Source organism: Telluria sp. AC161 (assembly GCF_979258535.1).
In genome coordinates, this window is record NZ_OZ409861.1 from 1,125,592 (window position 1) to 1,150,994 (window position 25,403).

The 25,403-nt window shown below is 61.3% G+C and carries 31 protein-coding genes; 16 read left to right on the forward strand and 15 right to left on the reverse strand.

The window, feature by feature from the left end:
• Positions 1 to 115: 115 nt before the first annotated feature.
• Positions 116 to 952: a branched-chain amino acid aminotransferase gene (locus ACZ0AJ_RS05025; protein ID WP_499452983.1), complete on the forward strand. Its 837-nt coding sequence runs from the start codon at positions 116 to 118 to the stop codon at positions 950 to 952.
• A gap of 71 nt (positions 953 to 1,023) precedes the next feature.
• On the opposite strand, the gene ACZ0AJ_RS05030 is transcribed toward ACZ0AJ_RS05025, so the two are convergent.
• The 4 genes from ACZ0AJ_RS05030 to ACZ0AJ_RS05045 all read right to left on the reverse strand — a co-directional run bounded on the left by ACZ0AJ_RS05030 (position 1,024) and on the right by ACZ0AJ_RS05045 (position 3,131).
• Positions 1,024 to 1,692 (reverse strand): YiaD family glycine zipper/OmpA-like lipoprotein, encoded by a 669-nt coding sequence (locus ACZ0AJ_RS05030; protein ID WP_183550648.1) that lies wholly within the window; start codon positions 1,690 to 1,692, stop codon positions 1,024 to 1,026.
• 108 nt (positions 1,693 to 1,800) lie between these two features.
• Positions 1,801 to 1,947, reverse strand: coding sequence for a lmo0937 family membrane protein (locus tag ACZ0AJ_RS05035; protein ID WP_005671362.1), 147 nt, complete (start codon positions 1,945 to 1,947; stop codon positions 1,801 to 1,803).
• A gap of 86 nt (positions 1,948 to 2,033) precedes the next feature.
• Positions 2,034 to 2,258: a hypothetical protein gene (locus ACZ0AJ_RS05040; protein WP_183550651.1), complete on the reverse strand. Its 225-nt coding sequence runs from the start codon at positions 2,256 to 2,258 to the stop codon at positions 2,034 to 2,036.
• A 174-nt stretch (positions 2,259 to 2,432) separates the two neighbouring features.
• Positions 2,433 to 3,131, reverse strand: coding sequence for a glycine zipper 2TM domain-containing protein (locus tag ACZ0AJ_RS05045; RefSeq protein ID WP_499452984.1), 699 nt, complete (start codon positions 3,129 to 3,131; stop codon positions 2,433 to 2,435).
• Between the two features lie 185 nt (positions 3,132 to 3,316).
• Between ACZ0AJ_RS05045 and ACZ0AJ_RS05050 the strand changes: the two genes are divergently transcribed.
• On the forward strand, positions 3,317 to 4,045 hold the full coding sequence (locus ACZ0AJ_RS05050) for a Crp/Fnr family transcriptional regulator (RefSeq protein ID WP_499452985.1): 729 nt from the start codon (positions 3,317 to 3,319) through the stop codon (positions 4,043 to 4,045).
• A 102-nt stretch (positions 4,046 to 4,147) separates the two neighbouring features.
• On the opposite strand, the gene ACZ0AJ_RS05055 is transcribed toward ACZ0AJ_RS05050, so the two are convergent.
• The 3 genes from ACZ0AJ_RS05055 to ACZ0AJ_RS05065 all read right to left on the reverse strand — a co-directional run bounded on the left by ACZ0AJ_RS05055 (position 4,148) and on the right by ACZ0AJ_RS05065 (position 6,905).
• Positions 4,148 to 4,369 carry a YMGG-like glycine zipper-containing protein gene (locus ACZ0AJ_RS05055; protein ID WP_183550660.1) on the reverse strand — a complete coding sequence of 74 codons (222 nt, stop codon included), beginning with the start codon at positions 4,367 to 4,369 and terminating at the stop codon, positions 4,148 to 4,150.
• A 20-nt stretch (positions 4,370 to 4,389) separates the two neighbouring features.
• Positions 4,390 to 4,716, reverse strand: a complete 327-nt coding sequence (locus ACZ0AJ_RS05060) for a BON domain-containing protein (RefSeq protein ID WP_499452986.1) — start codon at positions 4,714 to 4,716, stop codon at positions 4,390 to 4,392.
• Positions 4,717 to 4,835: 119 nt separating this feature from the next.
• Entirely contained in the window at positions 4,836 to 6,905 is a 2,070-nt protein-coding gene (locus ACZ0AJ_RS05065; protein ID WP_499452987.1) for an AsmA family protein, read from the reverse strand.
• 210 nt (positions 6,906 to 7,115) lie between these two features.
• Between ACZ0AJ_RS05065 and ACZ0AJ_RS05070 the strand changes: the two genes are divergently transcribed.
• The 7 genes from ACZ0AJ_RS05070 (at position 7,116) to ACZ0AJ_RS05100 (ending at position 11,666) form a co-directional block, all read left to right on the forward strand.
• Positions 7,116 to 7,505 carry a DUF4398 domain-containing protein gene (locus ACZ0AJ_RS05070; RefSeq protein ID WP_183550666.1) on the forward strand — a complete coding sequence of 130 codons (390 nt, stop codon included), beginning with the start codon at positions 7,116 to 7,118 and terminating at the stop codon, positions 7,503 to 7,505.
• Positions 7,506 to 7,598: 93 nt separating this feature from the next.
• Positions 7,599 to 8,522 carry an OmpA family protein gene (locus ACZ0AJ_RS05075; RefSeq protein WP_499452988.1) on the forward strand — a complete coding sequence of 308 codons (924 nt, stop codon included), beginning with the start codon at positions 7,599 to 7,601 and terminating at the stop codon, positions 8,520 to 8,522.
• Positions 8,523 to 8,559: 37 nt separating this feature from the next.
• Positions 8,560 to 9,093, forward strand: coding sequence for a ferritin-like domain-containing protein (locus ACZ0AJ_RS05080; protein WP_258837450.1), 534 nt, complete (start codon positions 8,560 to 8,562; stop codon positions 9,091 to 9,093).
• 63 nt (positions 9,094 to 9,156) lie between these two features.
• Positions 9,157 to 9,501, forward strand: coding sequence for an ElaB/YgaM/YqjD family protein (locus tag ACZ0AJ_RS05085; protein WP_258837451.1), 345 nt, complete (start codon positions 9,157 to 9,159; stop codon positions 9,499 to 9,501).
• 13 nt (positions 9,502 to 9,514) lie between these two features.
• A complete protein-coding gene (locus tag ACZ0AJ_RS05090; protein ID WP_183550679.1) occupies positions 9,515 to 9,901 on the forward strand; it encodes a phage holin family protein in 387 nt (128 codons plus the stop codon).
• Between the two features lie 23 nt (positions 9,902 to 9,924).
• Positions 9,925 to 10,320, forward strand: a complete 396-nt coding sequence (locus ACZ0AJ_RS05095; RefSeq protein ID WP_499452989.1) for a hypothetical protein — start codon at positions 9,925 to 9,927, stop codon at positions 10,318 to 10,320.
• Positions 10,321 to 10,523: 203 nt separating this feature from the next.
• On the forward strand, positions 10,524 to 11,666 hold the full coding sequence (locus ACZ0AJ_RS05100; protein ID WP_499452990.1) for a DUF3616 domain-containing protein: 1,143 nt from the start codon (positions 10,524 to 10,526) through the stop codon (positions 11,664 to 11,666).
• Between the two features lie 28 nt (positions 11,667 to 11,694).
• Here ACZ0AJ_RS05100 and ACZ0AJ_RS05105 read toward each other — a convergent pair whose 3' ends face one another.
• Both ACZ0AJ_RS05105 and ACZ0AJ_RS05110 read right to left on the reverse strand, forming a co-directional pair.
• A complete protein-coding gene (locus tag ACZ0AJ_RS05105; RefSeq protein ID WP_499452991.1) occupies positions 11,695 to 12,042 on the reverse strand; it encodes a hypothetical protein in 348 nt (115 codons plus the stop codon).
• 117 nt (positions 12,043 to 12,159) lie between these two features.
• The gene (locus tag ACZ0AJ_RS05110) at positions 12,160 to 12,618 is read right to left on the reverse strand and encodes an outer membrane lipoprotein (protein ID WP_183550703.1); all 459 of its coding nucleotides are present in this window, start codon (positions 12,616 to 12,618) and stop codon (positions 12,160 to 12,162) included.
• Positions 12,619 to 12,866: 248 nt separating this feature from the next.
• On the opposite strand from ACZ0AJ_RS05110, the gene ACZ0AJ_RS05115 reads away from it, so the two are divergent.
• From ACZ0AJ_RS05115 to ACZ0AJ_RS05125, 3 genes are all read left to right on the forward strand, one after another.
• Positions 12,867 to 13,418: a hypothetical protein gene (locus ACZ0AJ_RS05115; protein WP_499452992.1), complete on the forward strand. Its 552-nt coding sequence runs from the start codon at positions 12,867 to 12,869 to the stop codon at positions 13,416 to 13,418.
• 79 nt (positions 13,419 to 13,497) lie between these two features.
• Positions 13,498 to 13,812, forward strand: a complete 315-nt coding sequence (locus tag ACZ0AJ_RS05120; protein ID WP_183550710.1) for a BON domain-containing protein — start codon at positions 13,498 to 13,500, stop codon at positions 13,810 to 13,812.
• Between the two features lie 45 nt (positions 13,813 to 13,857).
• A complete protein-coding gene (locus ACZ0AJ_RS05125; RefSeq protein ID WP_332529896.1) occupies positions 13,858 to 15,114 on the forward strand; it encodes an AI-2E family transporter in 1,257 nt (418 codons plus the stop codon).
• A gap of 37 nt (positions 15,115 to 15,151) precedes the next feature.
• Here ACZ0AJ_RS05125 and ACZ0AJ_RS05130 read toward each other — a convergent pair whose 3' ends face one another.
• Both ACZ0AJ_RS05130 and ACZ0AJ_RS05135 read right to left on the reverse strand, forming a co-directional pair.
• The gene (locus ACZ0AJ_RS05130; protein WP_499452994.1) at positions 15,152 to 16,066 is read right to left on the reverse strand and encodes a YihY/virulence factor BrkB family protein; all 915 of its coding nucleotides are present in this window, start codon (positions 16,064 to 16,066) and stop codon (positions 15,152 to 15,154) included.
• A gap of 86 nt (positions 16,067 to 16,152) precedes the next feature.
• On the reverse strand, positions 16,153 to 17,181 hold the full coding sequence (locus tag ACZ0AJ_RS05135; RefSeq protein WP_499452995.1) for an OmpA family protein: 1,029 nt from the start codon (positions 17,179 to 17,181) through the stop codon (positions 16,153 to 16,155).
• Between the two features lie 525 nt (positions 17,182 to 17,706).
• Here ACZ0AJ_RS05135 and ACZ0AJ_RS05140 point away from each other — a divergent pair.
• From ACZ0AJ_RS05140 to ACZ0AJ_RS05155, 4 genes are all read left to right on the forward strand, one after another.
• Positions 17,707 to 18,315, forward strand: a complete 609-nt coding sequence (locus tag ACZ0AJ_RS05140; RefSeq protein ID WP_499452996.1) for a winged helix-turn-helix domain-containing protein — start codon at positions 17,707 to 17,709, stop codon at positions 18,313 to 18,315.
• A gap of 215 nt (positions 18,316 to 18,530) precedes the next feature.
• Positions 18,531 to 19,277: a glutathione peroxidase gene (locus tag ACZ0AJ_RS05145; protein ID WP_183550725.1), complete on the forward strand. Its 747-nt coding sequence runs from the start codon at positions 18,531 to 18,533 to the stop codon at positions 19,275 to 19,277.
• 2 nt (positions 19,278 to 19,279) lie between these two features.
• On the forward strand, positions 19,280 to 20,167 hold the full coding sequence (locus tag ACZ0AJ_RS05150; protein ID WP_499452997.1) for a M90 family metallopeptidase: 888 nt from the start codon (positions 19,280 to 19,282) through the stop codon (positions 20,165 to 20,167).
• Between the two features lie 114 nt (positions 20,168 to 20,281).
• Positions 20,282 to 20,836 (forward strand): hypothetical protein, encoded by a 555-nt coding sequence (locus ACZ0AJ_RS05155; RefSeq protein WP_499452998.1) that lies wholly within the window; start codon positions 20,282 to 20,284, stop codon positions 20,834 to 20,836.
• A 53-nt stretch (positions 20,837 to 20,889) separates the two neighbouring features.
• On the opposite strand, the gene ACZ0AJ_RS05160 is transcribed toward ACZ0AJ_RS05155, so the two are convergent.
• From ACZ0AJ_RS05160 to ACZ0AJ_RS05175, 4 genes are all read right to left on the reverse strand, one after another.
• Positions 20,890 to 21,543 carry a hypothetical protein gene (locus tag ACZ0AJ_RS05160; protein ID WP_499454089.1) on the reverse strand — a complete coding sequence of 218 codons (654 nt, stop codon included), beginning with the start codon at positions 21,541 to 21,543 and terminating at the stop codon, positions 20,890 to 20,892.
• A gap of 11 nt (positions 21,544 to 21,554) precedes the next feature.
• Positions 21,555 to 22,394 carry a hypothetical protein gene (locus ACZ0AJ_RS05165; protein WP_499454091.1) on the reverse strand — a complete coding sequence of 280 codons (840 nt, stop codon included), beginning with the start codon at positions 22,392 to 22,394 and terminating at the stop codon, positions 21,555 to 21,557.
• A gap of 559 nt (positions 22,395 to 22,953) precedes the next feature.
• A complete protein-coding gene (locus ACZ0AJ_RS05170; protein WP_499453001.1) occupies positions 22,954 to 24,327 on the reverse strand; it encodes a DEAD/DEAH box helicase in 1,374 nt (457 codons plus the stop codon).
• 246 nt (positions 24,328 to 24,573) lie between these two features.
• Positions 24,574 to 25,353 (reverse strand): inositol monophosphatase family protein, encoded by a 780-nt coding sequence (locus tag ACZ0AJ_RS05175; RefSeq protein ID WP_183553544.1) that lies wholly within the window; start codon positions 25,351 to 25,353, stop codon positions 24,574 to 24,576.
• Positions 25,354 to 25,403: the final 50 nt, after the last annotated feature.

Below are 25,403 nucleotides of genomic sequence, written 5' to 3' on the forward strand. Positions count from 1 at the left end.
GGAAGTATCCCGTAGCACGGTTCAGACCTGCACCCTGGCGCTGGCGGCTGGACGAGGGCAGGGCAATCCCGCTACACTGAACTGGATTTGCAATGTTGCAGTGACGAAGGAAACCATGTACCTCACGTATTTCAACGGCCAATGGGCCGAGGGCAATGTGCCTTTGTATGGCGCGATGGACCACAGCCTGTGGCTGGGTTCGTCCGTCTTCGACGGCGCGCGTTCGCTGGCCGGCAAGCTGCCCGATCTGCGGCCGCACCTTGAGCGCGTCATCAGCTCCGCCGAGAAACTGGGCCTGGCCTGCCCCCTGAGCGTGGACGAGATGGAAGCGCTGGTGCACGAAGGCGTCGCGAAGTTTGCACCGGATGCCGAGCTGTACGTGCGCCCGCTCGTATTCGGCACGGAAGGCTTTCTGATTCCGGTTGCCGAGAAAAGCCAGTTCGCGCTGACGCTGTTCGATGCGCCGCTGCCGCCGTTTGTCGGGTTTTCGGCCGGCCTGTCGACCATGCGGCGTCCCCAGCCGAGCATGGCGCCAACGGATGCCAAGGCGTCGGCCCTGTACGCCAACTCGACCCGCGCCATGCGCGAAGTGAAGGCGCGCGGCTTCGAGCAGGCGATCATGCTTGACGGCGAAGGCCATGTCGCCGAATTTGGCGCCTCGAACCTGTTCCTGGTCACGGCCGACGGCAAGGTGGTCACGCCCCGCTTGAACGGCACGTTCCTCGCGGGCATTACGCGTGCGCGCGTGATGGCACTGCTGGCCGGTGTCGGCATCGAGGTCGAAGAACGCACGGTCGACGAAGCCGAGCTGCGCACCGCGCGTGAAATCTTCAGCACCGGTAACTATGGCAAGGTCACGCCATGTACCCGCTACGAAGAGCACGTGCTGGAAGTCGGGCCGGTCGCAAGCCAGGCGCGCGAACTGTATCTGGCGTTCACGCAGGCCGCGTAAGCGGTCCTGGTCTGTGCCAATGACAAAGGCCGGCAATTGCCGGCCTTTTGTATTGCTACGCTACGTGGCGATTAGCCGCGTGCTGGTTCCGCGACATAGATCTCGACGCGACGGTTGCGCGCCTTGCCTGCGTTGTCGTTGTTCGACGCGATTGGCTCGCGCGAACCGCGGCCTTCGATGGTGATGCGGTTCGGGTTCACGCCGCGGCCTGCCAGGTAGTCACGGGTGCGCGATGCGCGGTCAACCGACAATGGCTGGTTGATGCTGTCGCTGCCGGTGCTGTCGGTGTGGCCGATGATCACGACGTTGGTGTTCGGGTTTTCTTGCAGCGTCGAAGCGAAGCGCTGCAGCACTGGCTGGAAGTTGCCCTTGATGTCCGAGCGGCCCGTGTCGAACGAGATGTCGCTCGGGATTTCCAGCTTCAGGCGGTTGTCCGAGGTCTGGGTGACTTGCACGCCGGTGCCCTGCGTCGCTTGTTCCATGGCTTGTTTTTGCTGTTCCATGCGCTTGGACCAGATGTTGCCGATCACGGCGCCGGCTGCTGCGCCAATTGCTGCGCCGCCTGCCACACGGCCGCCGCCACCGCCGCTGGTCGTGCCGCCGATCAGGCCGCCAAGGCCCGCGCCAATGCCGGCGCCGGTTGCGGTACCGCGCTGGGTGCCGGTCATGTCTGCGCAACCGGTGGCCGTCATGACGACGATGGCAACTGCTGCGGTGGTTTTGATGAAGTTTTTGTTCATGGTGGAACTCCTTAAAAGTAAGAAATCCGTTTCGCTGTCACGCCATCAAAAGGCGCGACCGCGAAACGGATTGGATTTTACGACAAGCAGAGACTTGCCATAAAAATGCTATATACCGCGACCGCTGATCAGGCGAACCAGGATCATGATGACGGCGACGACGAGCAGGATGTGGATGAAACCGCCGATGGTGTACGAAGTGACCAAGCCGAGCAGCCAGAGGATAACGAGAACGACAGCAATTGTGTACAGCATGATGAATCTCCTAGAAGGGGTGCGCCGGTTGCGCTGTGTGACCAGTATGTTGTTTCCTGAAAGCGACTACCGTACGATGGCGTACATTAAACGCAACTTTTTTGTTTTTGCACGCCAGGGATCCAGCCCATCATCCCGATCAGGCCAGTAAAGCCGATCAGACACGTCAACAGGCCGCCAGCGATCAGGAAGAGCACGTCATGCGCCTCGACCAGCCCTTGCACGGCAGGCGCCGGGCCGGCCGACAGCAGGCCGAAAAGAGTCAGTACCATTCCCCAAATGATGATGCCGATCCAGGTCAATGTGTTCATGCGCGGCTCCCTATGAATGCTGTTCGCCAATCGATTCAGCATGGGAACAATTGTCGCCTTAGCTCATCAATAATTCCGTGCGATGGCACACATTGCAATTAGGAAAAAAAATTTGGCCGGGATGCTTGCGCGATCCCGGCCATTGGTGTTGCTGTAAAAAAAGCTGATTCCTGGTTATGCGACCGAGCGCAGACGGCCCTTGACGATGCGCACGCGGTCGCCGCTGCCCCATTGTGGCTGGCTGGTCTGGCGGAAGGTACGCAGCGTGCCGTCGTCCAGGCGCACCCGGATTTCATAGCTGGTCGTTGCTTTCACGTTGCCCTCGACCTGGTTGCCCACGACAGCGCCGCCGATGGCGCCCGCCGCGGTGGCCAGCGTCTTGCCATTGCCGCCACCGATCTGGTTACCCAGCAAGCCGCCAAGCACAGCGCCACCGGCTGCGCCCAGGCCGCTGCCTTCGGCACGTTGCTTGATCGCACGCACCGATTCCACGTTGCCGCAGTTTTCACACCAGTTGCTCTTTGCTGCCAACTGGGTCGGCTCGCTTTCCTTGATCTGCGTCACAGGCGCAGCTTGTTTGACAGGTGCCGGTGCAGGTACGGGAACCGGCGCAGGGGCATAGGCTTGCGCTGGCGCCTGGGCGTCTGCAGGGTAGGCGTAGCCGGGTTGCGGCGCACCTTGTGGCAGGGTCGAGGCGAGCGCCAGGCGATCGGCTTCGGTCAGTTGACGGTTGGCCGGGCCGCCGACCGACGATGGCAGCCAGCCCATGATGGCGGCGGTGCCGACCAGCGAGAACAGCACGACAGCGGCGGCGGCCAGGAGCAGCAGCGGGTGGGTGCGGTTCTTGACCGGCATGGTTGGAGGGGTTGTCATCTTTTGTTCCTTTCGTATAGGCATTAAGCCGGATGTCCAATGATTGTCCTCAGGAACAACTAATGCTTCCGTGCGTCACCGTACATACCTGCGCACCCTGTGCGATTAGGCTCCATCACATTGTGTGTAAATGTAACTGGTCGTAGCGGTCCCGGCTGGCCCACGTACCAACCTGTGAGGAAATAATGAATTCTGCCGTCCACCCGCCTGTCTTCGAGCCCAACAGTAATTTGTTACTCGCAGCACTTCCCCCGCACGATCTCGCCCAGATGCTGCCGCAGCTCGATGAGGTCAGGGTGGAAGCTGGCCAGGTCTTGTGCGAAGCGGGCGATCCCATTCTTCATATCTATTTCCCCCACGATTGCCTGGTATCGCTGCTGGGCGTGGCCGAAGGGCGCATGACGCTCGAGGTTGGCCAGGTCGGGCGCGAAGGCATGCTCGGCGCCACCACGGCGCTGGGCCACGACATCACGCAAGTGCGTGCAGTCGTGCAGCGCGCCGGTAGCGCGAGCCGGATGGAGGGTGGCCGTTTTCGCCTCGAAGTCTCGCGCAATCCGGCGTTGCAGCGCGTGCTGTATCGCTACACCGATTCCTTGCTGGCCCAGGCGATCCAGATCGCCGTGTGCAGCCGCTTTCACGTGCTCGAGGCGCGCCTGGCCCGGTCGCTGCTCGTCACGCGCGACCGCCTGCAATCGGATAAATTTCATCTGACGCACGAGTTTCTCGCGCATGCATTGGGCGTGCGCAGGGTCGGCGTGACCAAGGCGGCCAGCGCGCTGCAGCAGCAGGGCCTGATCAACTACAGCCGGGGCAATATCGAGATCCTTGACCCGGAGCGCCTGGCGGCAGCGGCGTGCTCCTGCTACCAGATCGTGCGTGAAGCCGGGTCTGCGCCGGCCACAGATACCGTCTGATTGGTCCCGGCGGTAACACGGCGCACCAAAACAAAACGCCCGGCAAGCCGGGCGTTTTGCATTCACTGACAGTTCGCTGGCATCGCTGCCAGCGAACGGAAATCAGTTGGTGGTCTTGACTTGGTTGCCGACCACGCCGCCGACAGCTGCGCCGCCAACGGTGCCGACTGCGCTGCCGCCGGTCAGAACGCCACCGATCACAGCACCGGCGCCAGCGCCGACTGCGGTGTTACGGTCTTGCTTCGACATGTTCGAGCAGCCGACCATACCGAAAGCGGCGGTCGCCAGGGTTGCCGTCACTACCAGGTTTTTGATGAGTTTCATGAAGTTCTCCTTTGATGGGGTTATTTCAGGCGCAGGTCATTCCTGACCGATTTCACGCCGTTGACGGTTCGCGCGGCCGAAGCCGCTGCGGCGACGCTGTCGGCCGAAGAGACGAATCCCTGCAACCGGACAATGCCTTGGTACGTATTGACATCCAGATCGGACACCTTCAGGTCGGGATCGCGCCTGATGGCGCTGTGCACCCCGGCAGTGATGACATCGTCCTGGACCGCTTCGACCTTGCCGAAACCGGGTAATCCGGACGTGCATCCCGTCAATGCTCCACCAGCCAGTGCGACCAGTAAAACGGGGATGCTGCCAAAACGCTTGATGCTCGATCCGTTCATGCGGGTGTTTCTTTTCTTGATGACTTGGGCACGATCATAGTCAGGATTGCCAAATTGATCTGTTCGGCAACACACAGAGCCCGTGCCAGGTTGTTACAGGTTGTATCCGTGAGGCTATTTCAGCGACGCTGGCGTCGGCCTGGTGGCGGCGCACTGGGCGCCTGCCGTGCCTGGGCCAAGAGGCGCGCGCAATCGCTGTCTTCGCCCGGCCCCGTATTGATCAATGGGAGCAGGGCGGCCAGTGGCGCGGCCACGACGGCCAGTGCTGCAGCGCCGCCCGCCTTCATTGCCAGTACACCTTTGTCGATGGCGACGTCTGGCTTGCTGAACGGGCCGCGCACATACAGTGGCGCGCGCAGCGAAAAGATGCGCAGCGCCTTGGTCTCGGGCCGGATGCGCAGTTCCATCTGCTCGCCCGCCAGGTTGATGGCGCCGTCGACGGTGATGATGGCTTCCTCGGTGTCGACGATGAAGCTGCGCGTGCGCGCGACGCCATCCTGAACGGCAAAGTCGGCCGCCACGCAGTTGAGCTCGACCTGCTTGTCGCCGAACAGCTTGGTGACGACGATGTTCGCCACGTTCAAGCCCGCCATTTCCAGCAACATCTTGCTCACCGTGCCTTCGCTGACGAGTGCCTTGAGTTCACCATTCGATGTCGCCAGCAGTGATGCGACCGAGTTGCCGGTGGCCGACAGCTTGGCGTCCGCATTGATCTGGCCAGCGGTTGCCTGCATCTGCTCGATCTTCGGGAACAATTGCTTGATGCCGATCTTGCGCGCCCGCACGTCTGCCATCGCCTTGATGGCGTTCTTGCCGCTGCGCCCGCTGCCATCGAGGCGAATGGTGGTGCGCACGGTACCACCAGCCATGCCAAATTCGAGCGGGTCGAGCCGAAGCACGCCGTTGTCCATCTTGATGTGGCTGCTGAGTTTGCTGATCGGCAGCGCCTTGTCACGCACGATATTGTCGGCGGCAAAGCGCACGTCGGCATCCAGCGCTGTCCAGCGTTCGGTGTGGAATTCTTCTACTGGCAATACCTTGCCGCTCGGCTGCTTCGTCTCGACACCGCGTGCTGCCTTGCTGGCGTTCGAATCGGCGCCGACGAGTGGCGCCAGATCGGCAAACACGAGCTGGCGCGAGCGCACATTGCCTGACAACACCGGACGCGCGCCACCGGTCGCGTACTCGAGGCGCCCGCCGATATCGCTCGCGCCAACCTTGCCGGCAAACCCGTCGTACACCCAGCGACTGGCACCCTTGGCCAGGCGGCCGGTCAGGCGGCCCGACGTGGAAAACGCCGGCGTTTCCGGCAATAGCACACCGGTAAAGTGATACAGGCGGGCCATGCTGGCGCCGGCCAGCTCGAGTTGCACGTCCAGCGCGGCGAGCCGGGCCGGATTGGTGACGGTGCCGGCAATGGCGATGCGCGTCTTGCCCGATTTGAATTCACCCTGGATCGGGTAAGGCGCGGTGGCGTCCTTCAGGGAAAACACCGAGCCGAGCTTGCCGCCGCCGCCCACTTTCGCGCCGTTATACGTGCCGTCGAGCGTGAACGCCACGCCATAGACCGGATCGCGCTCGAGCGTGCGCACCCGGGCCGTTACATCGGCCTTCGTGACTGCATCCTTGACGTGGATGACGCCGTCGGTCAGCACGACACGCTCGAGGTCAAGATTCCAGCGCGACGGTTGCTCGTTGCGCTGGAAGGTCCAGTTATTCGTGGCCGCGTTCAGGCGCAGCAGGTCGACGCGGGGCGCGTCGAAGCGCAGCAGCGGGATGCCGATCCGCTTGTCCAGCAGCGCGAGCGGATCGAGCGAGAAGGAAAACTGGCCCACGCTGGCCATGTTCCCGGTCGCCATGCCGGCCGGGTTGCCAATCGTGGTGTTGCGCGCCACGAGGTAGGGCCACGGGATGTGGTCGCGCCATGTGCGTTCGGCCGGCGCCATGCGCGCCCCGGGACGCTCCCACGACACGGTCAGGTCGCCCTGGATGGCAAACGGGCGATCAATGGCGTCGCTGACCTTGCTGTTGATCCATGGCCGGGCGCGGTTCCAGTCGAAGGTCGCAATGACGATGATGGCGATGACGGGCAGCGCGATCAGCACGGCAAGGATCCACAAGCCGATCTTCTTCTTGCTGCGGCGCGGCCCCGGTGGGCGCTGCGCCGGCAGCGGCATTGTCTCGGCCATGAACGTCCTTTATCAGTAGTGGATGTGATGCGTGCGGCGAGGGTAGCCTACGCTGGTCTGTGTCAACGTGCGATGGCGCACCCAGTGCCGGCGATAAGCGCCGTATGCAGCCGGGGTGCGCATCGCTGCAGGCAATGTGCGTCACCGAACTGAGCGCATTCCATAACAGGTTTATAACGTTATCTACACCACTTCCGAGGAGAAAATGTAATGAATAAACATCAATCGATGACCGGGTTTGCCCGCCTTGGCTGCGTTGCCGCTCTGCTGGCACTGACGGCCTGCGCAAGTCCTGACAAGGCGCCTGCGACGGCGGACGTGGCTGTCTCGCGCAACGCGATCGAAAACGCCGTGTCGGCAGGTGCAGCTGACCTGGCGCCGGCGGAGATTACCGCGGCACGCGAAAAGATGGGCAAGGCCAATCAGGCCCTGGCCGCGCGCGACTACAAGCTGGCTCGCGAACTGGCAGTCCAGGCCCAGGCCGACGCCAAGCTGGCGCAAAGCAAGGCCGTGTCGAGCAAGGCAACTGCCGCATCGACCCAGCTGAATGAAGACTTGCGCGTGCTGCGTGAAGAAGTCGACCGCGCCAACACCAACTAATACCAGGCAAGCAATTGCACTGCTTCCTGTCTGATACAGACAGGAGTTCGCGCCGACGATCCGGCGCATATGGAAAATAAAAGGAATAACAACATGAAAAACCGCAAATCCGCCGTATCGATCCTGGCCGCCGCCGTGCTGGCCGCCGCCTGCGCCAGCGCACCGATGACCACGCCAACGCTTGACCAGGCGCGCGCCGACTTTGTCAGCGCCAACAATAATTCGCAGGTCTCGACTTACGCACCTCTCGAATTCAAGCAAGCCAGCGAAGCCCTCGACCAGGCCAACCAGGCCGCAGCCCGCCGCGAAAGCCTGAGCGACATCGACCGCCTGGCCTATGTGGCCAAGCAGCGCATCGCCACGGCGCAAGAAGTCGCCAAGGGCAAGGCCGCCGAAGCGAATATCGCAGACGCAACGCGCCAGCGCGATATGGTTCGCCTGGATGCCCGCACCGCCGAAGCCGATCGCGCCAAGCGTGACGCTGAAGCCGCCCAGGCTGCTGCCCAGCAGGCCCAGGGTCAGGCGCAGCAAGCCCAGATGCAGGCACAGGCAGCCCAGGCTGAAACGGCTGCCATGGCCGAACGTGCTGCCAAACTCGAAGCGCTGCTGGTTGACCTGCAGGCCGTGAAAACCGAGCGCGGCTTTGTCGTCACGATCGGCGACGTCCTGTTTGCTACCGACCAGGCCGTGCTGAATGCAAATGGCGTCTCGACGCTGCGCAAACTGGCCGACGTCATGGCCCAGAACCCGAACCGCACCGTGCTGATCGAAGGCTTCACCGACAGTACCGGCAGCGAGAGCCACAACCAGCAACTGTCGGAACGTCGCGCCAGCGCTGTCGCAACCGCGCTGGCCGGCCAGGGCGTGCCACGCGAACGCATTGCCATGCGCGCCTACGGTGAAGCCTTCCCTGTTGCATCGAATGACAGCGCAGCAAGCCGTCAGCAGAATCGTCGCGTCGAAATCGTTCTGTCGAACGAAGGCGCCGCCATTCCGCCACGTGCAGCAGCGCGTTGAACCTGTTTTTGAACCGACTCTGAATTAAGGAATGACAATGGAACAAACCAACAACCTCGGCCACGGCTTTGATGTCTCGGCAATCCGCAAGGCAGCCGCCAACCTCGACGACGGCGCCGTGACCGAGGGCTACCAGGCCGACCGTGAAGCGGTCATCGCGATGCTGAACGATGCACTGGCCACCGAACTGCTGTGCGTGATGCGCTACAAGCGCCATTACTACACCGTCAGCGGTCCAGGCACCGGCCAGATCAAGGCCGAGTTCCTCGAGCACGCGCAGCAAGAGCAGGAGCACGCTGACCGCATCGCCGAACGCATCGTGCAACTGAATGGTTCGCCAAACTTCAACCCGGCCACCTTCGCTGCCCGCAGCCACGCTGAATACGACGAATCGCTCGAAGCCCAGGACATGGTCCGCGCCGACCTGATCGCCGAGCGCGTGGCGATCGAATCGTACCGCCAGATGATCGTGGCGATCGGTGACAAGGATCCGACCACCCGCAACATGCTGATTGAAATCATGGCCGTCGAAGAAGAACATGCCGACGACATGCGCGACCTGATGGCCTGAGCTTGACCGTGACCCGCCCCGTGCGGGTCAGTTTCAACGATTGATTAGTGACAGGAGTAGAACATGCTAGACACTTCCCGCAACAGCAACGGCAGCATGCACCCGATCAGCGGCAGCACCTATGCCACCCAGTCCGACATGAAGGCCCTCGTACGTGACGCGCAGTCGATGCTGACCGCCGCCGCATCGCTCACCGGCGAGAAAGCCGAAGAGCTGCGCGAGCGTGGCATGGCGCTGCTCGACACCGTCCTGGGCGGCGCCAGCCTGGTCCCGACCCAGGCCGTGGTCAAGGGCAAGGAACTGGTTCATACCGCTGATGTCTACGTCAAGGACAACCCGTGGCGCATCGTGGCAGTAGCGGCAGGTGTCGGCGTGCTCATTGGCGTGCTAATTAGCCGCAAACATTAAGGTTGGGGGCTACGTGGATAAAGAAGAAGCAGTCGTGCATAACCCCGGCGTATTCGCCGGCATTTCCAGTCTGTTCAAGAGTCTGTTCGGCCTGGCCGTCTCGCGCGTCGAACTCGCCGCGCTGGAGCTGGCCGACATCCGCAATCACATCATCGAGCTGGTGGCCATTTTTGCCGTGGCTGCGCTGGCGGTCTGGTTTGCCATCGCCTTCGGTGCAATGACGATCGTCGCGCTGGCATGGGAATCGATGGGCTGGACCATCCTGCTGATCATGTTTGCGGTGTTTGCACTCATCACGGCCATTCTCGTGGCCAAGGGCATGGCGCTGATCAAGCAGAACAAGCTGGGCTTCCCGGCGACGATGAAAGAACTGAAAAACGACCGCGAGATGCTGCTGTGAGCGGCGCACCCAAAGAGGCCAACATGCACAAACACGACAAGACGACCGGGTTGGCCGGTCATCAACACAGCCTGGACCCGGCAATCCGCAAGCAGGAACTGCTGCGTGAAGGCGAGTTCTTCCGCGCTGGCGTGGCGCATGCCAAGGCCAGCATCCAGCACGGCATGAAGCCTGAGGTCATGCTGCGTTCGGCGTTCGACCATACCACCGTGGCGCTGCGCACCAGGGCCGACGCGCTGCTCAAGCCGACGGGCACCAATGTGTCGATGCTGCTGCCGTATGCCATGACGGCGGTGAACTTTGTGCGCCAGCGTCGCATGGGCAAGCAGGCAGCGGGCGCCGCGGTCGGCGTGGGCATTCTGGGCTGGTACCTGAATCGCCGCCGCACGCGCAAGGCCAAGGCAGCCAAGGAAGCATGAAGATGAGCATGAACCGGTGCTGGCGCCTTCGCGCGCCGGCACACGAACTGACGATCACGAATGACGCTGCAGGGTAGTACGCTGTACCGGCTTTGGTGGGGCTTGAACGGCGTTCCAATCGCAAGTTGGACGCCGTCTTTTTTTGTCTGTCTGCTTCCCACCGATCCAGTATGCTGCACCCGTCCCTTCACCGCGAGAACCCCATGCATCCCTCAAATATTGTCCTGCTCGAATTCCATCCGGAACGCGATGACCTCAGTCCCGACAAGGAGTTGCGCAATGGCTTGTCGGTAGCACTGCGCATGGGCAAGACGCTATGGCTGGCAAATGATGAGTCCGTCAGCATCGAGCGCCTGACGCTGGTGGAAGAAGACAGCCGCGGCCAGAGCAGCTTTGCACGCGAGCACCACCAGTTCGCGCTGCACGATTTCTTCGACCTGCCGCTGCCGGCGTTCGATGCCGAGAAAGGCCGCATCAATGAGGCCGATGTCGAAGGGCTGGCCTGCGACGGCAAATATATGTGGGTCACCGGCTCGCACAGCCTGCGCCGCAAGAAGCCCGATCCGCTCGATGGCAACAAGCGCACGCACAAGCGCCTGGCGACAGTCAGCGCCGACGGCAACCGCTATCTGTTGGGCCGCATTCCGATGGGCGAACAGGATGGCGTGCCCACCTTGCTCAAGGAGGTCGAGCACAAGGGCAAGCGCCGCACTGCTGCGCTCCTGCGCGGCGATGCGCACGGCAACGAACTGACGGCGCAGCTGAAGCAGGATGAACACCTCGGCCCGTTCCTGGCCATCCCAGGCAAGGACAACGGTTTTGATATCGAGGGCATCGCGCTGGCGGGTAAGCACGTACTGCTGGGCCTGCGCGGGCCGGTGCTGCGGGGCTGGGCCACCATCATCGAAGTGGCCCCGATCGATGACGAGACGCCGGGTTCGCTGCGCCTGGCGCCGCTCGATGCGGATGGCAATCTATACCGCAAGCACTTCCTCGACCTGGGCGGACTGGGCATTCGCGACCTGTGCAAGCAGGGCAGGGATCTGCTGATCCTGGCCGGGCCGACGATGGATCTCGACGGTCCCGTGACGCTGTTCAGATGGGTTGGCGGCGCCGAGCCGGATGGCGAAACGGTCGTCTCTGCCGAGGTACTGGAGCACGTGCTCAACCTGCCGTTCGGGCAGGGCGTGGATCATCCGGAAGGCATCGCGCTGTTTGCCAGTCGCGACGGGGCCGATGAGGGTTTGCTGGTGGTGCACGATTCGGCGTCGCCGAGCCGGCAGATCGGGGAGAGTACGCTGGTGGCGGACGTGTATCCGCTACCGTCGCGCAAGAAAAAGCGCTAAAGCCAGTTGGCGCTGGCGAACTTCTGCCTCAGTTCGATGGCGCCTTGGTCAGCAGCGCCGAATCGCGCTGGAACGTTGCACGTGCTTCGGCCACGCAGGCCTTGCGATCGGCGGCAGGCTGTTGCTTGCAAGCGTTCTGCGCTTCCTGCAATGCGGCGCGCAGTTCCTTGCGCAGCGTCTGTTGCTCGGAATCGTTGCGGTACCAGCGCGCCGGATCGCCATTGGCAATTTCCTGCGCTTGCTGACGGGCAGCGACCTGACTGACATTGGCGTCGCCACCGGTGGCCGGCGTCGCTTGGGACGCAGCGCTCAAGCAGGTGAGGGACGTTGCGAGCGCGAGCAGGCAAGCGGTGGCGGAGCGAATGACGTGGGCCATGATGGTCTCCAGAAGCGGTGCAAAAGAGGGTCGTTCTGACGAGGTGGGAGCGGAAGCGGAAGCGGGCGTATGCCCGATCTCCGCTCCTGCTCCGGTGGTGCCGGGTCGATCTGTGGATCAGTAACGGTACACGCGGCCATCGACGATGCGAACGCGGTTGCCCACGCGCAGATCGTAGACGCTGTCCTGCATCACGGCGCGGTATTCGCCGTTATCCATGCGGACATTGATCTGGTACTGCTCAGGACCCTGTGCATTGCGGTTCTTTTCCACATTGTTACCAATTGCTGCACCGGCGACACCGGCAGCCACGGTGGCTGCAGTGCGGCCGCCGCCGCTACCGATCTGGTTGCCGGCCAGTGCACCGACCACACCGCCCAGGATGGCGCCGGCGCCGCTCGTGCGGTTTTCACCTTGTGCGACCTGGATCGAATCGATCACGCCGTAGCCGGCCGAGGCGCTGCTGCTGGCATTGTTGTAGCCGCCGCCGAATGGCTGCTGGCTGTTGCTGGCGCAACCGGTGAGCAGGGCGCCGGTGGCAAGGACGACAGCGATAAGTTTACGGTTTGCATTCATATTGTTCTCCTGACAAAAGGTTTTACTCAGAATAGACACGCCGGAGATGGGGGTCTGTGCGTTGCCGCACCCACCTTGTTTTGCTTTGGGGTCCGACATGTCGTCAGGGGAGTGTAGGTATGTCAGGCAATGAGCGTTGTTTGCGTGACACAGCCTAACACTCTGCGTCTTGTGTTCGCCAGCGTACAGAAGGCGGGTGTGGCGCATGTAAAGATAGCGCCAGTGTTGACAAATGGTGAACAAAAATAATGAAGACTCCGCATGTGATGTTCCTGATCGCTGTTGCCATGGCCTGGACTGCTCCGGCTCTGGCGCAAGGCGCAGGGCAGGATGCGAAGGCCGCTTATCAATACGCGATGGACACTGCCGAAGCCGGCTATGATGCGGCCAAGGCCAGGTGCGACACCCTGGCCGGTGTGCCGCACGAGATCTGCGTTGCCGATGCTCGTGCAGCACGGGTCCGGATCGAAGAAGAGGCGACGGCAGCCCAGAAGAACACGCTCGCGGCCTATACCCAGGCACGCATGCGCATTGCGACCGCGTTCCATGAACGCGACAAGACGCGCTGCGGCGCATTGGTAGGGAATGACCGCGAAGTCTGCCTGGCCCAGGCCAAGGCGACACTGGTTGCGCTCCAGGCTGATGCCCGGGCCGACCGCAAGGCGATCGAAGCGCGTCTGGATGCCAATGACGTCAAGATCGAAGCCGAATATCGCGTCGCACTGCAGAAGTGCGATGCTTTCGCCGGCGCCGTCAAGGACGGGTGCGTGAGCACCGCCCGGACGGCATACGGCAAATAAACCTGCGGGCCGGCTTGCCGGCGCCGCGCAATCCGCCCGCAAGGGTAAGTTTTAAACATGATCATTATTAGGAGCCATCATGAAAATCGCTAAAAGCATCATCTCCGCTGCCATCTTCGCTACCGTCGCTATCACCGCTGTCGGTTGCTCGTCGACCAACAAGCAAGCCAGCACCGGCGAATACGTCGACGACGCAGTGATCACCACCAAGGTCAAGGCTGCCCTGATCAATGACCCTAACGTGAAAGCACGCGAAGTCAACGTCGAAACCTTCAAGGGCGACGTTCAGCTGTCGGGCTTTGTTGCTGATGCACGCGATGCACAGCGCGCTGTCGAGATCGCACGTGGCGTCAAAGGCGTGACCGCGGTCAAGAACGACATCCGCGTGAAGTAATAGTCGGATCGCCGGGGCGGCCCGGTCACTTGTTCAGGCACACATATGCAGCTAGCTCAATCTGATCCGGCCATGCCGGCAACCCCGCCTGATACTGCCGCCCCGGGGGCTTTGCCCCCAAGCAGTAACGGTGACGCCCTCCATCCCGAGGTGCGTTCCACCGGCGACGATCTCGCACTCCACATCGGTGCCCTACGCGTGCCACTGCACGTCAACGCCCGCGGCCTCGCGCTCGGCGTCCTCGCTACCATCGCTTTCGTCTTCGCGCTCCAATGGGCGCAAAAATTCTTCGTGCCGCTTCTGCTCGGCATTCTCATCGCGTATACCCTCAATCCTGTCGTGCGCTGGCTCGAGCGCTGGCATATCCGCCGCATCGTCGGCGCCACGCTGGTCACCGTCGTGATCGTGGGCGCGATGGCCGGCACCGTGTACCGGCTGCAGGGTGAATTCTTCAACATCATCGACGATCTGCCGACGCTGACATCGAAAGTCACGCGCATCCTGTCGAACACGACGGGCGAGCGCTCGACGCTGCAGCAGATGCAAGCGGCCGCGGCCGAGATCGAGCGCGCCGCCAGCAATGTTGGCTCGGATGCCCGCCGCGTCACGCAGCAGCGGCGCCAGAATGCCGGTGATGCATCGTCGAGCTCGCCAATTCGCGTGATGGATTGGGTGCTGGCCGGCTCGATGAGCCTGGCGGCGTTCATGTCGCAGGCCACGATGGTGATCTTCCTCGTGTTCTTCCTGCTGCTGGCGGGCGACACGTTCAAGCGCAAGCTCGTCAAGCTGACGGGGCCTTCGCTCTCGCGCAAGAAAGTCACGGTCCATATCCTGGACGACATCAACACATCCATCCAGAGCTATATGTTCATGCTGCTGGTGACCAATGTCCTGCTGGCGCTGCTGATGTGGGGCACGCTGCGCGCGATCGGTCTGGAAAACGCCGGCGCATGGGCGGCCTTTGCCGGCGTGGCGCACCTGATGCCTTATTTTGGTCCACTCGTAATCACGGTTGCCACTGGCATGGCCGCGTTCCTGCAATTCGAAACCGTGGGCATGGTCACACTGGTGGCGGGCGCATCGCTGGGCATTGCTACGCTGGTCGGCATGGTCGTGGCAACCTGGATGACTGGAAAGATCGCGCGCATGAATCCGGCGGCAGTCTTTGTCAGCCTGCTGTTCTGGGGCTGGCTCTGGGGCGTCTGGGGCTTGCTGCTGGGGGTGCCGCTCGTGATGGTGCTCAAGGTCGTGGCCGAGCGCGTCGAGGGGATGGAAGTGGTGTCGGAACTGCTGGGAGAATAAGGTCGGCAGCCAGGCCGCCGACCTTCGATTTACAACGTTATTCCGCCTTCGGTTTCGGGTCCACGCCCGTTACCGACTTCGGCTTGTTACGCAAGCTACCCATCTGCAACGCATACTGGCGCGCGAATTCTGCGCCCAGGAAAAAGATCTGCGCCGAGTAATATACCCACAGCAGCAAGGCGATCAGCGAACCGGCGGCGCCGAAGCTGTCGGTGGTGCCGCTGTTGCCGATGTACAGGCCAATCCCGAACTTACCCAGCGTGAACATCGCCGCCGTGCCAAGCGCGCCGATGGCCACGTCTTTCCACGACAGTTTGACGCGCGGCAGCAGCTTGTAGATCACGCCGAACAGGGTGGCGATAACCAGGAAGCCCAGGCCCGAGGCAATCCAGCCCATGACGATTGCGGCGTCTTGCCACATACCACTGATAAATTTCTCAGCCACCGTTGTGGCGGCGCTGATCACCAGTGACACCATCAGCAGGAAACCCAGTACCAGAATCACGCCAAACGACAGCAGACGCGTGCGGATCAGGTTCCAGATGCCGCCATTCGGTGGTGCCGGCAGGTTCCAGATTTCATCCAGGCTGTCCTTGAGTTCTGAAAATACCGTCGTTGCGCCGACGATCAGCAGCAATGTGGCCACGATTGTGGCAAACATGCCCGTTTCCTTGTTTTGCGCGCCGGCCAGGATGGCCTGGATGGTATCGGCGCCCTGAGCACCGACAAGACCGCGCAATTCATTGAGCAATTGCCCTTGAGCTGCTTCCGCACCGTAGAAAAAACCGGCAACGGCAATCACCAGCACCAGGATCGGCGCCAGCGAAAATAACGTGTAGAACGCCAGCGCAGCGCCTTTGCTGGACGCCCGGTGATCGATCCAGTCCATCACTGCAGCGCGCAGCACCTGGTAGATCTGGTGCGTGTACGGGAACCATTTATTCACTGCCATAACCGCTTCTCCAAAAGAAAAGGGGGCCGAAGCCCCCTCGATCTCGCATGGTCACCGCCGACATGCGGCAGTGACAGCTTCAGGTATTAACGCTGGACTGGGACTTCAACCGTGATCTGGTCGACTTCGACGCGACGGTTAGGTTCCAGGCAAGCGATCAGCTGAGCGCGGCCTTTCTGGTTGCACTCGACGACTGGGTTAGCTTCGCCCTTGCCGATAGCGCGCAGACGGTTGCCGTCGATGCCTTTGCCGATCAGATACTCACGCACGGCCATGGCGCGACGCTCCGACAGCTTCTGGTTGTAGGTCTCCGAACCCAGACGGTCGGTGTAACCGGTGATTTCGACGTTGGTCACGCTGGTGTCAGCTTGCAGGGCAGCAGCGATTTCGTCCAGCTTAGGTGCTGGGGTGATCACGACAGCCTTGTCGAAGGCGAACATCTTGGTCGCTTCGAGGGTGACTTTCTGGAAGCGTGGTGCTGGTGGTGGTGGCGGTGCGACTGGCTCAGGTGCTGGAGCTGGTGCTTCGACCACTGGTGCCGGTGCTGGCATTGGTGCTGCTGGTGGTGGGTTGAACGCGTAGTTCACGCCGACGGTCAGCATTTTGTTGTTGCTGCGCTTGAAGCCGAACAGTTCGTCATCACGCAGGAAGCCACGCACGGTGCGCAGGTCAGCTTGCAGCGACCATTGCGGGGTCAGGCTTGCCTGGAAACCGATACCAACGGTGCCGTACGGCGAGTTTTTCTCGACGTTACGCAGTGGGTTGTTGACCTTGTCACGCTCGACGCCCAGACCGAACAGGATGAATGGACGGAAACGCTCACGGCTCAGCATCAGCAGAGCATCCGCGCCCAGCAGGGTCTGGCGGTATTCGCTGCGACCCTGTTCGAAACGGGTCTGGCTGGCGCCGACCTGGATGTCCCAGTTCTGACTGACCGCCTTACCGAACTTCAGGCCGCCACCCGTGTCGCGGTCATCAACGCCGAAGTCTGCATCTGGCTTAACGTGGTTCACGCTAGGCTGGATATACCACGATGGGTTGATCTCTTGAGCGAGGGTGGCGCCGGATGCGCACAGCAGTGCAGCAGCCAGGGCGATTTTCTTGGTGTTGTTCACAGGTAACTCCCGTTGGTTAAAATTGATGACAAAGCATGCGTCAGCAGCTAAGTTGGATAAAGCTTAACAGTGCCAGTTCCGAATCCTCGGTGCGCTACCGCACCTAATGCAAAAACGCTGTGCGATTTTACAACAGTGGTCAAATTCGCACATTTCTAAGGTGAAACGAACTGTAACGACGCTGTCATGTTGCAGATGAAAAGAGTGCACACTGCAGAATGTCATGTTGCAGTCATGCAGGTATAGTGTTGCTTGTGCAGATGACATGATACGGCAGCGTCGTCATGTCTTAGAGAGTTTACAAGATTGCAAAGAGTTCCACCAGCGGCGCCAAAACAACGCGTTTTGTGCTCTGCACCATGGTGCTTTCAGGAATCTTGTCGAATGTTGGATGGCGCACAGACCATGGTGTCTGATGCAGGCAATCTTGAGGCTAGTTAAGCGGAACCGAGATGTTGTCAGGGTGTCACACGACACACAGCGACCCGGACCACACAGTCTCACTCTCTATTGGAGCTAATCAATATGCATGCAACGACACAGCACAACGCGGTACATAGCGAGACCAGCGCAGTGCACACCTCCGGCAATTCGGCGCTGATCGAACGCGTCCCACCACAGCCAACCGAGCGCGCACCGATTTCTTTGGCCCCGATCGAGCGCGTGCGTTCGACGTCTGCCACCCAGCGCCGCATTGAAAATATGCAAAAGCTGATCAATGAGCTCTCGAGCCATGAAATGCTGGCTGATGAAATCGCCTGGTTCCTCAAGTTTTCGCCGTCCGGCGCCCGCAAGTACATCCGCGACCTGCGTGAAGCTGGCGTGATCGAGCTGGCCCGCTACATCGAAGGCACCGCTACCTACCTGGGCAAGGCCGTGTACCAGATTTCGCCAGACCCAGACCGCGTCAAGGCGTTCCTGGCAGCGATCTGCCAGCCAAAGCGCGAAGGCGTCGCCCCACGCAAGGAGCGTCCAGGCCTGCGCGAGCAGAACATGGCTGGCAGCGGTCGTCACTTCCACATTCTGGCCGATGACACCCACTACGCCATCCGCGTCAATCGCAGCCCTGTGGCACGCGATCCACTCGTTGCAGCACTGTTCGGCCCGCCACCAGGCCAACCTGCAGTCAAGTAAGGCGCCGTAGTTGCGCCCCCGGGCTGGTGCGGTCGAGACCCGCACTGGCCACGGTCCTGACGAACGCTGTCGTCCTTCGCCGCGCATTTTGCGCGGTTTTGTTTTTTGGGCCGCGTTTTTTGCATTGCGTGTGTTGAAAACAAATCAATAGTCCTCAACTGACGTGCCATGTCGCTGTGTTTGCGCGACGCACATTCAACCAGATAGGAGTATCGATGTTACCGAGTGCCGAATCGCTGGAAGGCAAACCCGTACCCAAGGTGACGTTCAAGGCGCGCCCCGACGATCAATGGCGCGATGTGACGTCCGATGAATTGTTCAAGGGCCGCACCGTCGTGGTCTTTTCGCTGCCCGGGGCGTTCACACCAACCTGTTCTTCAACACATCTGCCTCGCTACAATGAACTGGCGCCCGTGCTGCGCTCGCACGGTGTCGATGAGGTCCTCTGTATTTCGGTCAATGACGCCTTCGTCATGAACCAATGGAAAGCAGGGCAGGACGCGGCCAATATCACGGTCATCCCGGACGGCAATGGTGACTTCACGACCGGGATGGGCATGCTGGTCGACAAGCGCGACCTTGGTTTTGGCAGCCGCTCGTGGCGTTATTCGATGCTCGTGCGCGACGGCGTGATCGACAAGATCTTCATCGAGGCCGACAAGGAAGGCGATCCGTTCGAGGTATCCGACGCCGACACGATGCTTGACTACGTTGCGCCGCAGGCCCAGGTGCCCGAGCCGGTGGTGATGTTTTCGCGACCCGGCTGCCCGCATTGCGCGCGCGCACGGCAAGCGTTGCAGGAACAGGATATCCATTTCACCGACATTTCCGAAGACCAGAAGATCAATTCGATCGTCTTGCGCGGCATCACGGGCCGCATGACATGGCCACAAGTATTCGTTGGTGGTGAATTGATCGGCGGCGCCGACGACGTGCAGGCCTGGCTCGCCAACCGGACCTGATGATGGAAGCGCTTGCTGTCGGGTTGCTGGGCGTCGTCATCCTGGCCGCCTGGCTGGTGCCCAAATGGCGTCTGCGCCGCGCTGTCTCCCGGCCGCTGCCGCCTCAGCATGTTGCAATCCTGGCGCGCAATGTCATGCAATACAGTGGCATGGACGACCTGCAGCGGCAGCAACTGGCGCGGATGGTCCAGCACTTTCTGCATCAAAAGAAGTTTGTCGGCTGCGCCGGGCTGGAACTGACCGACGAGATGCGCGTGACTATCGCGGGCCAGGCGTGCTTGCTGTTACTGGGCCGTGTTGGCAGCCACGAAAAGCCGGTCAGTTATCCGACGCTCGAGATGGTTCTGGTGTATCCGGGGGCGTTTCTGGCGCCGCGCAGGCAGATCGATGTCTCCGGCGTGGTGACTGAAGAGCGGCAGGACTTGCTGGGTGAATCGTGGGGCGATGGGCGCGTCATCCTGTCGTGGGATCACGTGCGGCGCGGCGATACTGCCAATGCGCCTGGCCACAATGTCGTGCTGCACGAGTTTGCGCATCAGCTCGACAGCGAGTCCGGCAACACCAATGGTGCGCCGTATCTGGGCAGTAGCGAGCGCTACCGTAGTTGGTCTGAAGTGCTGTCGCGCGATTACGCGAACTTGCAGCACGATGCCATGTGGGGGAAGCAGGGTGTGCTGGACCATTACGGCGCCACCAATCCCGCCGAATTTTTCGCCGTCGCCACGGAAAGCTTCTTTGAGAAACCGCACCAGCTCGCTGCGCGCCATCCCGCGTTGTACGACGAATTCCTCAAGTATTACAGGATCGATCCACGTCAATGGCAAAGCACCCCACCTGCGCCCTTGGAGGAACCGCCGCAGTATGGCGTGGTCTATGGGCAGTGGCGCTGAATCCTGACGTCGTCACATTGATGGCGACCGCCTGTGACAGGGTGCGTGCGGCGCCGTACAGATGGGTCGCTGCCGCGGGCGCATGCTGGCCTCTCTATCCAGGAGAACTTGCCCATGTCTATGATCATCGCAGGACGTTTCCAGCTTCAGGACGAGGTGGACCGCGCGCGCAGCGCACTGGTCGACGCTGGTTTTGAAGCCGATCGCATCAGCGGCTTCTATCTGAGCCAGCCGGGTCAGCACGATATGACGCCTATCGGCGGCGACAATTTGCAGTCGCCCGGCGCGAAGGACACGCCCGAAGGTGTCGTCCAGGGCATGGCGACGGGTGGTGCGGTGGGCGTGGCCGTTGGCGCGGCAACGTCGCCTGTTACCGGGCCGATCGGGCCGATCGTCGGCGGGCTCGTGGGCGGGCATATCGGTTCGCTGTTCAGTTTTTCGAAAATGAAAGACCGGGGCGAAGCGGAAGAGGGTGGTGAAAACGCAGTCGCGCCACGCACGGCCGGCATGCTGGTGGCGGTCGCGTTCACCGACCCCGCGTTGGAAGCCCGCGCCGTTGACCTGTTGCGCGGGCTCGGTGCACATCATATCGAGCGTGCGCAGGGCAATATAGTCGCTGGGGACTGGGCCGATTTCGATCCGTCGAGCCTGCCGGACGTGATTGCCTGAGCGTGTCAGTGCGGTTCGGCTGACGGCCTTTGTGCATCTTCACCCAGCAGGATTCAGGTCTTGGCTGTTGAGCCCGACTTGAGCGTCTTGAGTGTGGCGTTATGGAGCTGTATTTTCTCCAGCGCAGCGCCCACTGTCGAAAACTGGCCCCTGGCGATGCTGCCGACCAGTAACAGAATCCCGCCAACCAGCCCGGTGACTTCACCGATGACACCGATGCGCCGGATTTTTTCGGCCGCCTCTGCCGTCAGGGCCATCAGCCGATGTTGTGGCTCTTTTAGATCCTGGATCACGAATGTGGCCGCGTCGGCGTACAGCGCATGGGCGTACTGGCGCAGCAACCGCTCATCGTCGGTCAATGCGCGCATCAGGGCCTTTTGCGCATCCGGCATGGTGCGATCGTTGTAGCCGGCAATCTCTTGCAGAATACGTTCGTGCAGGTCATCGGCGATACAGACCACGCTGTCGGCCAGATCAACGACGCACTGCATGGTCGATAATGCATTGGCGCGAGTGGCACTGTCCACATCGAGCCGGTCTGCGGCTGCTGGCGGCATGCCAGGCGTCACTGTGGTGACGATGGCCTCGGGCATGGGTGGCTGGTTCGGCAGAGGCGATGCCGCCTGCTGGCGCGAAGTGGCCGACGTTGGCGTCGGGCTGGTGTCGTCGGATGCCGGGTCGGGATTGCTGTGTGAAGATGTCGCCATGATATTCCCCATTATTCGCCGCTGAGAGCGTCGCGGATCAGATTCAGGTCGTGAACATAGCCCGCCAGCATGTGGCGCGTTTCCTCGCTGCTGAGCTTATCCATGTTCTCACGCATTTTCTGGTGGCCCAGTGCCACCTTGGTCAGGCCCTGCTGGGCCAGCTTGTAACGACGGTCGATCAGCTTGTATTCGGCTGTCTTGTTTTGCAGGTGCACCTTGGCCAGCGTCACCAGCATGCGATCGGTATTGCGGTTGGCCATCGGGATTTCAGCATTGAAAAGACCCATCACGGTCTTGCGTTCATTCTCGTTGGCCTTTTCATAGATGCGGGTGAGGACGATCATGGCGTCGATCAGCGTCTGCACATCGGCATTTCCATCGCGCACCATCGTGTCGACGCTGCGGTTCTGGTAGCGGGACGTGATCACCCGCGTCAGCAGTCGGGTCATCCCTGTATAGGCGGCCACATGCCGCTGCTGCAAGCCCGAATCCGTCATCGCCTTGAGACCGCTTCCTAGATCATCGATGCGCCCGGACAAGTCATACCGGCCATCGCCCGCCAGCGAGCTCAGTGTCTGCATATACAACACGAGCGTCTTCTGAATCGCGACAAAATCATCAAACACCGCCCGCCGCCGCGCATCGGTATCACGCGCCACACGCTCGGCCTGCGGCGACAGATACGGCGACTCGCGATCATACGTATCCCGATACCGCCGCGATAACTCCGCATACCCGCCCAGCCTGGCCGACGCATCCGCAAACTCCCGCACCTCACCCAGGCTGACCTGCCCCGTCGAAGCACACCCGGCCACCAACAGCCCCACGAGCACCAGCACCCTGCGCGCCATACGACCTCCCGCACCCCAAAATCCCATTCTTCCCACCCACCTGCCACACAACTTTGTTATTCCTCAATATCCACCCATTAACATCACCAAAATAAACATGAGGGTCAGAGTCGAATTGTTTGACAACTTTAAAAGTTATCAAACAATTCGACTCTGACCCTAATTGATTAGTAATTGATTTTGAGGAAGTCGATAATGCAACAATCTCCTGGTGAATTGACTCCCGGATGTTACTCAATAATTCGACTCTGACCCTCATTAAATACAAGGCCAAAAACATCCAGGCGGAAATAAAACGACGCGAGACGAGTAATCAATGTTCTAACGAGCATTGATCGGCGAAGTTCTTGGAGTTTTAGGGATCAGCGGCAACAAAAATAATGAGGGTCAGAGTCGAATTAAATGACAACTTTTAAAGTTGTCAAACAATTCGACTCTGACCCTCATTGTTGGGTAAGAGCTTTGGCGATATTAACCTTCAGGTGACATCGAATCAGCGAGTGGTGTGACAAAGTTTCTCGATAATTCGACTCTGACCCTAATTGGGACCCTGATTGGGTTAGCGGTCGCGGCGTACTGCCGAGGCGGGGCGTGGGCCGCTGCGTTTTGCGGCTGCGGGGGCGCCGCCGGGGGCGCGGGGCTTGTTGCCGCCGCCGCCGTTACCACCACCACCGCCGCCGTTACCACGGCCACCGCCGTTGCCGCCGCCCGGACGACCGCCGCGGCCGGTGTGGCCTGGGGCGCCGCTGCGCAGCTGGATTGGCTGTGGCTTGGCGTTCATGTCTGGCTCGAAGCCTTCGATGACTTCGCGTGGCAGCGTTTGCTTGATCAGCTTTTCGATGTCTTTCAACATCTGGTGTTCGTCGACGCACACCAGCGACACTGCTTCACCCGTCGCGCCGGCACGGCCCGTACGGCCGATGCGGTGGACGTAGTCTTCCGGGATATTCGGCAGGTCGTAGTTCACCACGTGTGGCAACTGGTCGATGTCGATGCCGCGCGCGGCGATGTCGGTGGCCACCAGCACTTGCAGGCTGCCGTCCTTGAATTCAGCCAGCGCCTTGGTACGTGCCGACTGGCTCTTGTTGCCGTGGATCGCCATCGCGCCGATGCTGTCCTTGCCCAGCTGCTCGACCAGCTTGTTGGCGCCGTGCTTGGTGCGCGTGAAGACCAGCACCTGCGTCCAGTTGTTGGACTTGATCAGGTGCGACAGCAGCGGGTGCTTCTTGTCGCGGTCGACCGGGTGGATCTTCTGTGCGATGACTTCGACGGTCGAGTTGCGGCGCGCCACTTCGATCATCTGCGGGTTGTTCAGCAGGCGATCGGCCAGCGTCTTGATTTCTTCCGAGAACGTGGCCGAGAACAGCAGGTTCTGGCGCTTGGCCGGCAGCAGCGCCAGCACTTTGCGGATGTCGTGGATGAAGCCCATGTCCAGCATGCGGTCGGCTTCGTCCAGGATCAGGATTTCGACCTTCGACAGGTCGACGGTGCCCTGGCCAGCGTGGTCCAGCAGGCGGCCCGGCGTGGCGACGAGGATGTCGACGCCATGCTTGAGCAGCTTGATCTGTGGATTGATGCCGACGCCGCCGAAGATGACGGCCGAGTTCAGGTTCGTGTACGTGCCATACAGGCGCACGCTTTCCTCGACCTGGGCCGCGAGTTCGCGGGTCGGGGTCAGCACCAGCGCGCGGATCACGCGTGGCGAGGTCTTGTTTTTCTGTGCTGCGCCGATCGTGTCGGTCGACAGGCGATGCAGGATCGGCAACGTGAAGCCAGCCGTCTTGCCGGTACCGGTCTGGGCACCGGCGAGCAGGTCGCCGCCGTTCAGCACGGTTGGAATGGCCTGGCTCTGGATCGGGGTCGGGGCGGTATAGCCTTGTTCGGTTACCGCGCGCACGATCGCGTCAGAAAGACCAAGTGAAGAAAATGACATAGATTTTTTCAGTAAAAAAGCGGCCCGTCGCCATGCTTGGCGGCAGTCCTGGAATCGGATTGATCGATGCATGCGCGCAAGCTAGCGGGCGCCCGGACGCTGCCGCAAAGGCGGCTGGCAGGGATTATAGTGAAGTGTATTTCACTGTAGAAAGTATTTGATGCAGAACTCTGTAACGTATTGTACAAAAACACAGGCCACTGGCAAGCACCGCCTGCGAGTGGCCTGACTGTTACAACTTGTATTTTACGCGAAAGGCGACAACAGCGGGACAAGCGCGCCGAAAACCTTCGGGCCGGCGGCGATCACGTCGCCTTTGTTCAGGTAATCGGACTCGCCGCTGAACTCGCCGACGATGCCGCCAGCTTCGGTCACGAGAAGGGCGCCGGCGGCGATGTCCCAGATCTTCAGGTTTTTCTCAAAGAAGCCGTCGATACGGCCGGCGGCCACGTTGGCCAGTTCCAGCGCTGCCGAACCGCCGCTGCGCACGCCATGGCTGCGCGAGGCGACGACTTCGTACATGCGAAGGTATTCGGCCAGGGCGCGTGGGTCCGGACCGTGGCCCGACGACAGCAGGGCGCGGCCGATGCGCTCGGTGCTGCGCACGCGGATACGTTTGTCGTTCAGGTAGGCGCCGCCGCCCTTGGTGGCGGTGAACAGGTCGTTGCGGACCGGGTCGTAGACCAGGCCGTTCGTGATCACGCCGCGCTGCTTGAGCGCGATCGAGATGCAGTAGTTGGGGTAGCCGTGCAGGAAGTTGGTGGTGCCATCGATCGGGTCGATGATCCACACGTTTTCACTCTCGTCGTTCAGATTGGCTGATGCACCGCTTTCTTCGGCCAGGATGGCATGGCCCGGATATGCCTTGAGCAGCGTTTCGACGATCTCATGCTCCGCCGCCTGGTCGACGTCGGTGACGAAATCGTTGTGTTGCTTTTCCGAAACGACGATGCGGTCGATGTCGAAGGACGCACGGTTGATGACGGTGGCGGCGCGGCGGGCGGCCTTGATGGCCGTGTTGAGCATTGGGTGCATGGAGGCTTTTCCGTAAGAACGCGAACGCCCACTCACGCACC

What these genes read in the sequence shown, in the direction of transcription:
- ACZ0AJ_RS05035 (WP_005671362.1), bottom strand. Translation starts at nt 1,947, where the DNA reads ATGCTGTACACAATTGCTGTCGTTCTCGTTATCCTCTGGCTGCTCGGC.
- ACZ0AJ_RS05030 (WP_183550648.1), bottom strand. Translation starts at nt 1,692, where the DNA reads ATGAACAAAAACTTCATCAAAACCACCGCAGCAGTTGCCATCGTCGTC.
- ACZ0AJ_RS05160 (WP_499454089.1), bottom strand. Translation starts at nt 21,543, where the DNA reads ATGGCGACATCTTCACACAGCAATCCCGACCCGGCATCCGACGACACC.
- ACZ0AJ_RS05170 (WP_499453001.1), bottom strand. Translation starts at nt 24,327, where the DNA reads ATGTCATTTTCTTCACTTGGTCTTTCTGACGCGATCGTGCGCGCGGTA.
- ACZ0AJ_RS05040 (WP_183550651.1), bottom strand. Translation starts at nt 2,258, where the DNA reads ATGAACACATTGACCTGGATCGGCATCATCATTTGGGGAATGGTACTG.
- ACZ0AJ_RS05050 (WP_499452985.1), top strand. Translation starts at nt 3,317, where the DNA reads ATGAATTCTGCCGTCCACCCGCCTGTCTTCGAGCCCAACAGTAATTTG.
- ACZ0AJ_RS05085 (WP_258837451.1), top strand. Translation starts at nt 9,157, where the DNA reads ATGCTAGACACTTCCCGCAACAGCAACGGCAGCATGCACCCGATCAGC.
- ACZ0AJ_RS05070 (WP_183550666.1), top strand. Translation starts at nt 7,116, where the DNA reads ATGAATAAACATCAATCGATGACCGGGTTTGCCCGCCTTGGCTGCGTT.
- ACZ0AJ_RS05145 (WP_183550725.1), top strand. Translation starts at nt 18,531, where the DNA reads ATGTTACCGAGTGCCGAATCGCTGGAAGGCAAACCCGTACCCAAGGTG.
- ACZ0AJ_RS05125 (WP_332529896.1), top strand. Translation starts at nt 13,858, where the DNA reads ATGCAGCTAGCTCAATCTGATCCGGCCATGCCGGCAACCCCGCCTGAT.
- ACZ0AJ_RS05175 (WP_183553544.1), bottom strand. Translation starts at nt 25,353, where the DNA reads ATGCTCAACACGGCCATCAAGGCCGCCCGCCGCGCCGCCACCGTCATC.
- ACZ0AJ_RS05045 (WP_499452984.1), bottom strand. Translation starts at nt 3,131, where the DNA reads ATGACAACCCCTCCAACCATGCCGGTCAAGAACCGCACCCACCCGCTG.
- ACZ0AJ_RS05080 (WP_258837450.1), top strand. Translation starts at nt 8,560, where the DNA reads ATGGAACAAACCAACAACCTCGGCCACGGCTTTGATGTCTCGGCAATC.
- ACZ0AJ_RS05025 (WP_499452983.1), top strand. Translation starts at nt 116, where the DNA reads ATGTACCTCACGTATTTCAACGGCCAATGGGCCGAGGGCAATGTGCCT.
- ACZ0AJ_RS05115 (WP_499452992.1), top strand. Translation starts at nt 12,867, where the DNA reads ATGAAGACTCCGCATGTGATGTTCCTGATCGCTGTTGCCATGGCCTGG.
- ACZ0AJ_RS05060 (WP_499452986.1), bottom strand. Translation starts at nt 4,716, where the DNA reads ATGAACGGATCGAGCATCAAGCGTTTTGGCAGCATCCCCGTTTTACTG.
- ACZ0AJ_RS05155 (WP_499452998.1), top strand. Translation starts at nt 20,282, where the DNA reads ATGTCTATGATCATCGCAGGACGTTTCCAGCTTCAGGACGAGGTGGAC.
- ACZ0AJ_RS05095 (WP_499452989.1), top strand. Translation starts at nt 9,925, where the DNA reads ATGCACAAACACGACAAGACGACCGGGTTGGCCGGTCATCAACACAGC.
- ACZ0AJ_RS05055 (WP_183550660.1), bottom strand. Translation starts at nt 4,369, where the DNA reads ATGAAACTCATCAAAAACCTGGTAGTGACGGCAACCCTGGCGACCGCC.
- ACZ0AJ_RS05165 (WP_499454091.1), bottom strand. Translation starts at nt 22,394, where the DNA reads ATGGCGCGCAGGGTGCTGGTGCTCGTGGGGCTGTTGGTGGCCGGGTGT.
- ACZ0AJ_RS05065 (WP_499452987.1), bottom strand. Translation starts at nt 6,905, where the DNA reads ATGGCCGAGACAATGCCGCTGCCGGCGCAGCGCCCACCGGGGCCGCGC.
- ACZ0AJ_RS05120 (WP_183550710.1), top strand. Translation starts at nt 13,498, where the DNA reads ATGAAAATCGCTAAAAGCATCATCTCCGCTGCCATCTTCGCTACCGTC.
- ACZ0AJ_RS05150 (WP_499452997.1), top strand. Translation starts at nt 19,280, where the DNA reads ATGGAAGCGCTTGCTGTCGGGTTGCTGGGCGTCGTCATCCTGGCCGCC.
- ACZ0AJ_RS05075 (WP_499452988.1), top strand. Translation starts at nt 7,599, where the DNA reads ATGAAAAACCGCAAATCCGCCGTATCGATCCTGGCCGCCGCCGTGCTG.
- ACZ0AJ_RS05140 (WP_499452996.1), top strand. Translation starts at nt 17,707, where the DNA reads ATGCATGCAACGACACAGCACAACGCGGTACATAGCGAGACCAGCGCA.
- ACZ0AJ_RS05100 (WP_499452990.1), top strand. Translation starts at nt 10,524, where the DNA reads ATGCATCCCTCAAATATTGTCCTGCTCGAATTCCATCCGGAACGCGAT.
- ACZ0AJ_RS05105 (WP_499452991.1), bottom strand. Translation starts at nt 12,042, where the DNA reads ATGGCCCACGTCATTCGCTCCGCCACCGCTTGCCTGCTCGCGCTCGCA.
- ACZ0AJ_RS05110 (WP_183550703.1), bottom strand. Translation starts at nt 12,618, where the DNA reads ATGAATGCAAACCGTAAACTTATCGCTGTCGTCCTTGCCACCGGCGCC.
- ACZ0AJ_RS05130 (WP_499452994.1), bottom strand. Translation starts at nt 16,066, where the DNA reads ATGGCAGTGAATAAATGGTTCCCGTACACGCACCAGATCTACCAGGTG.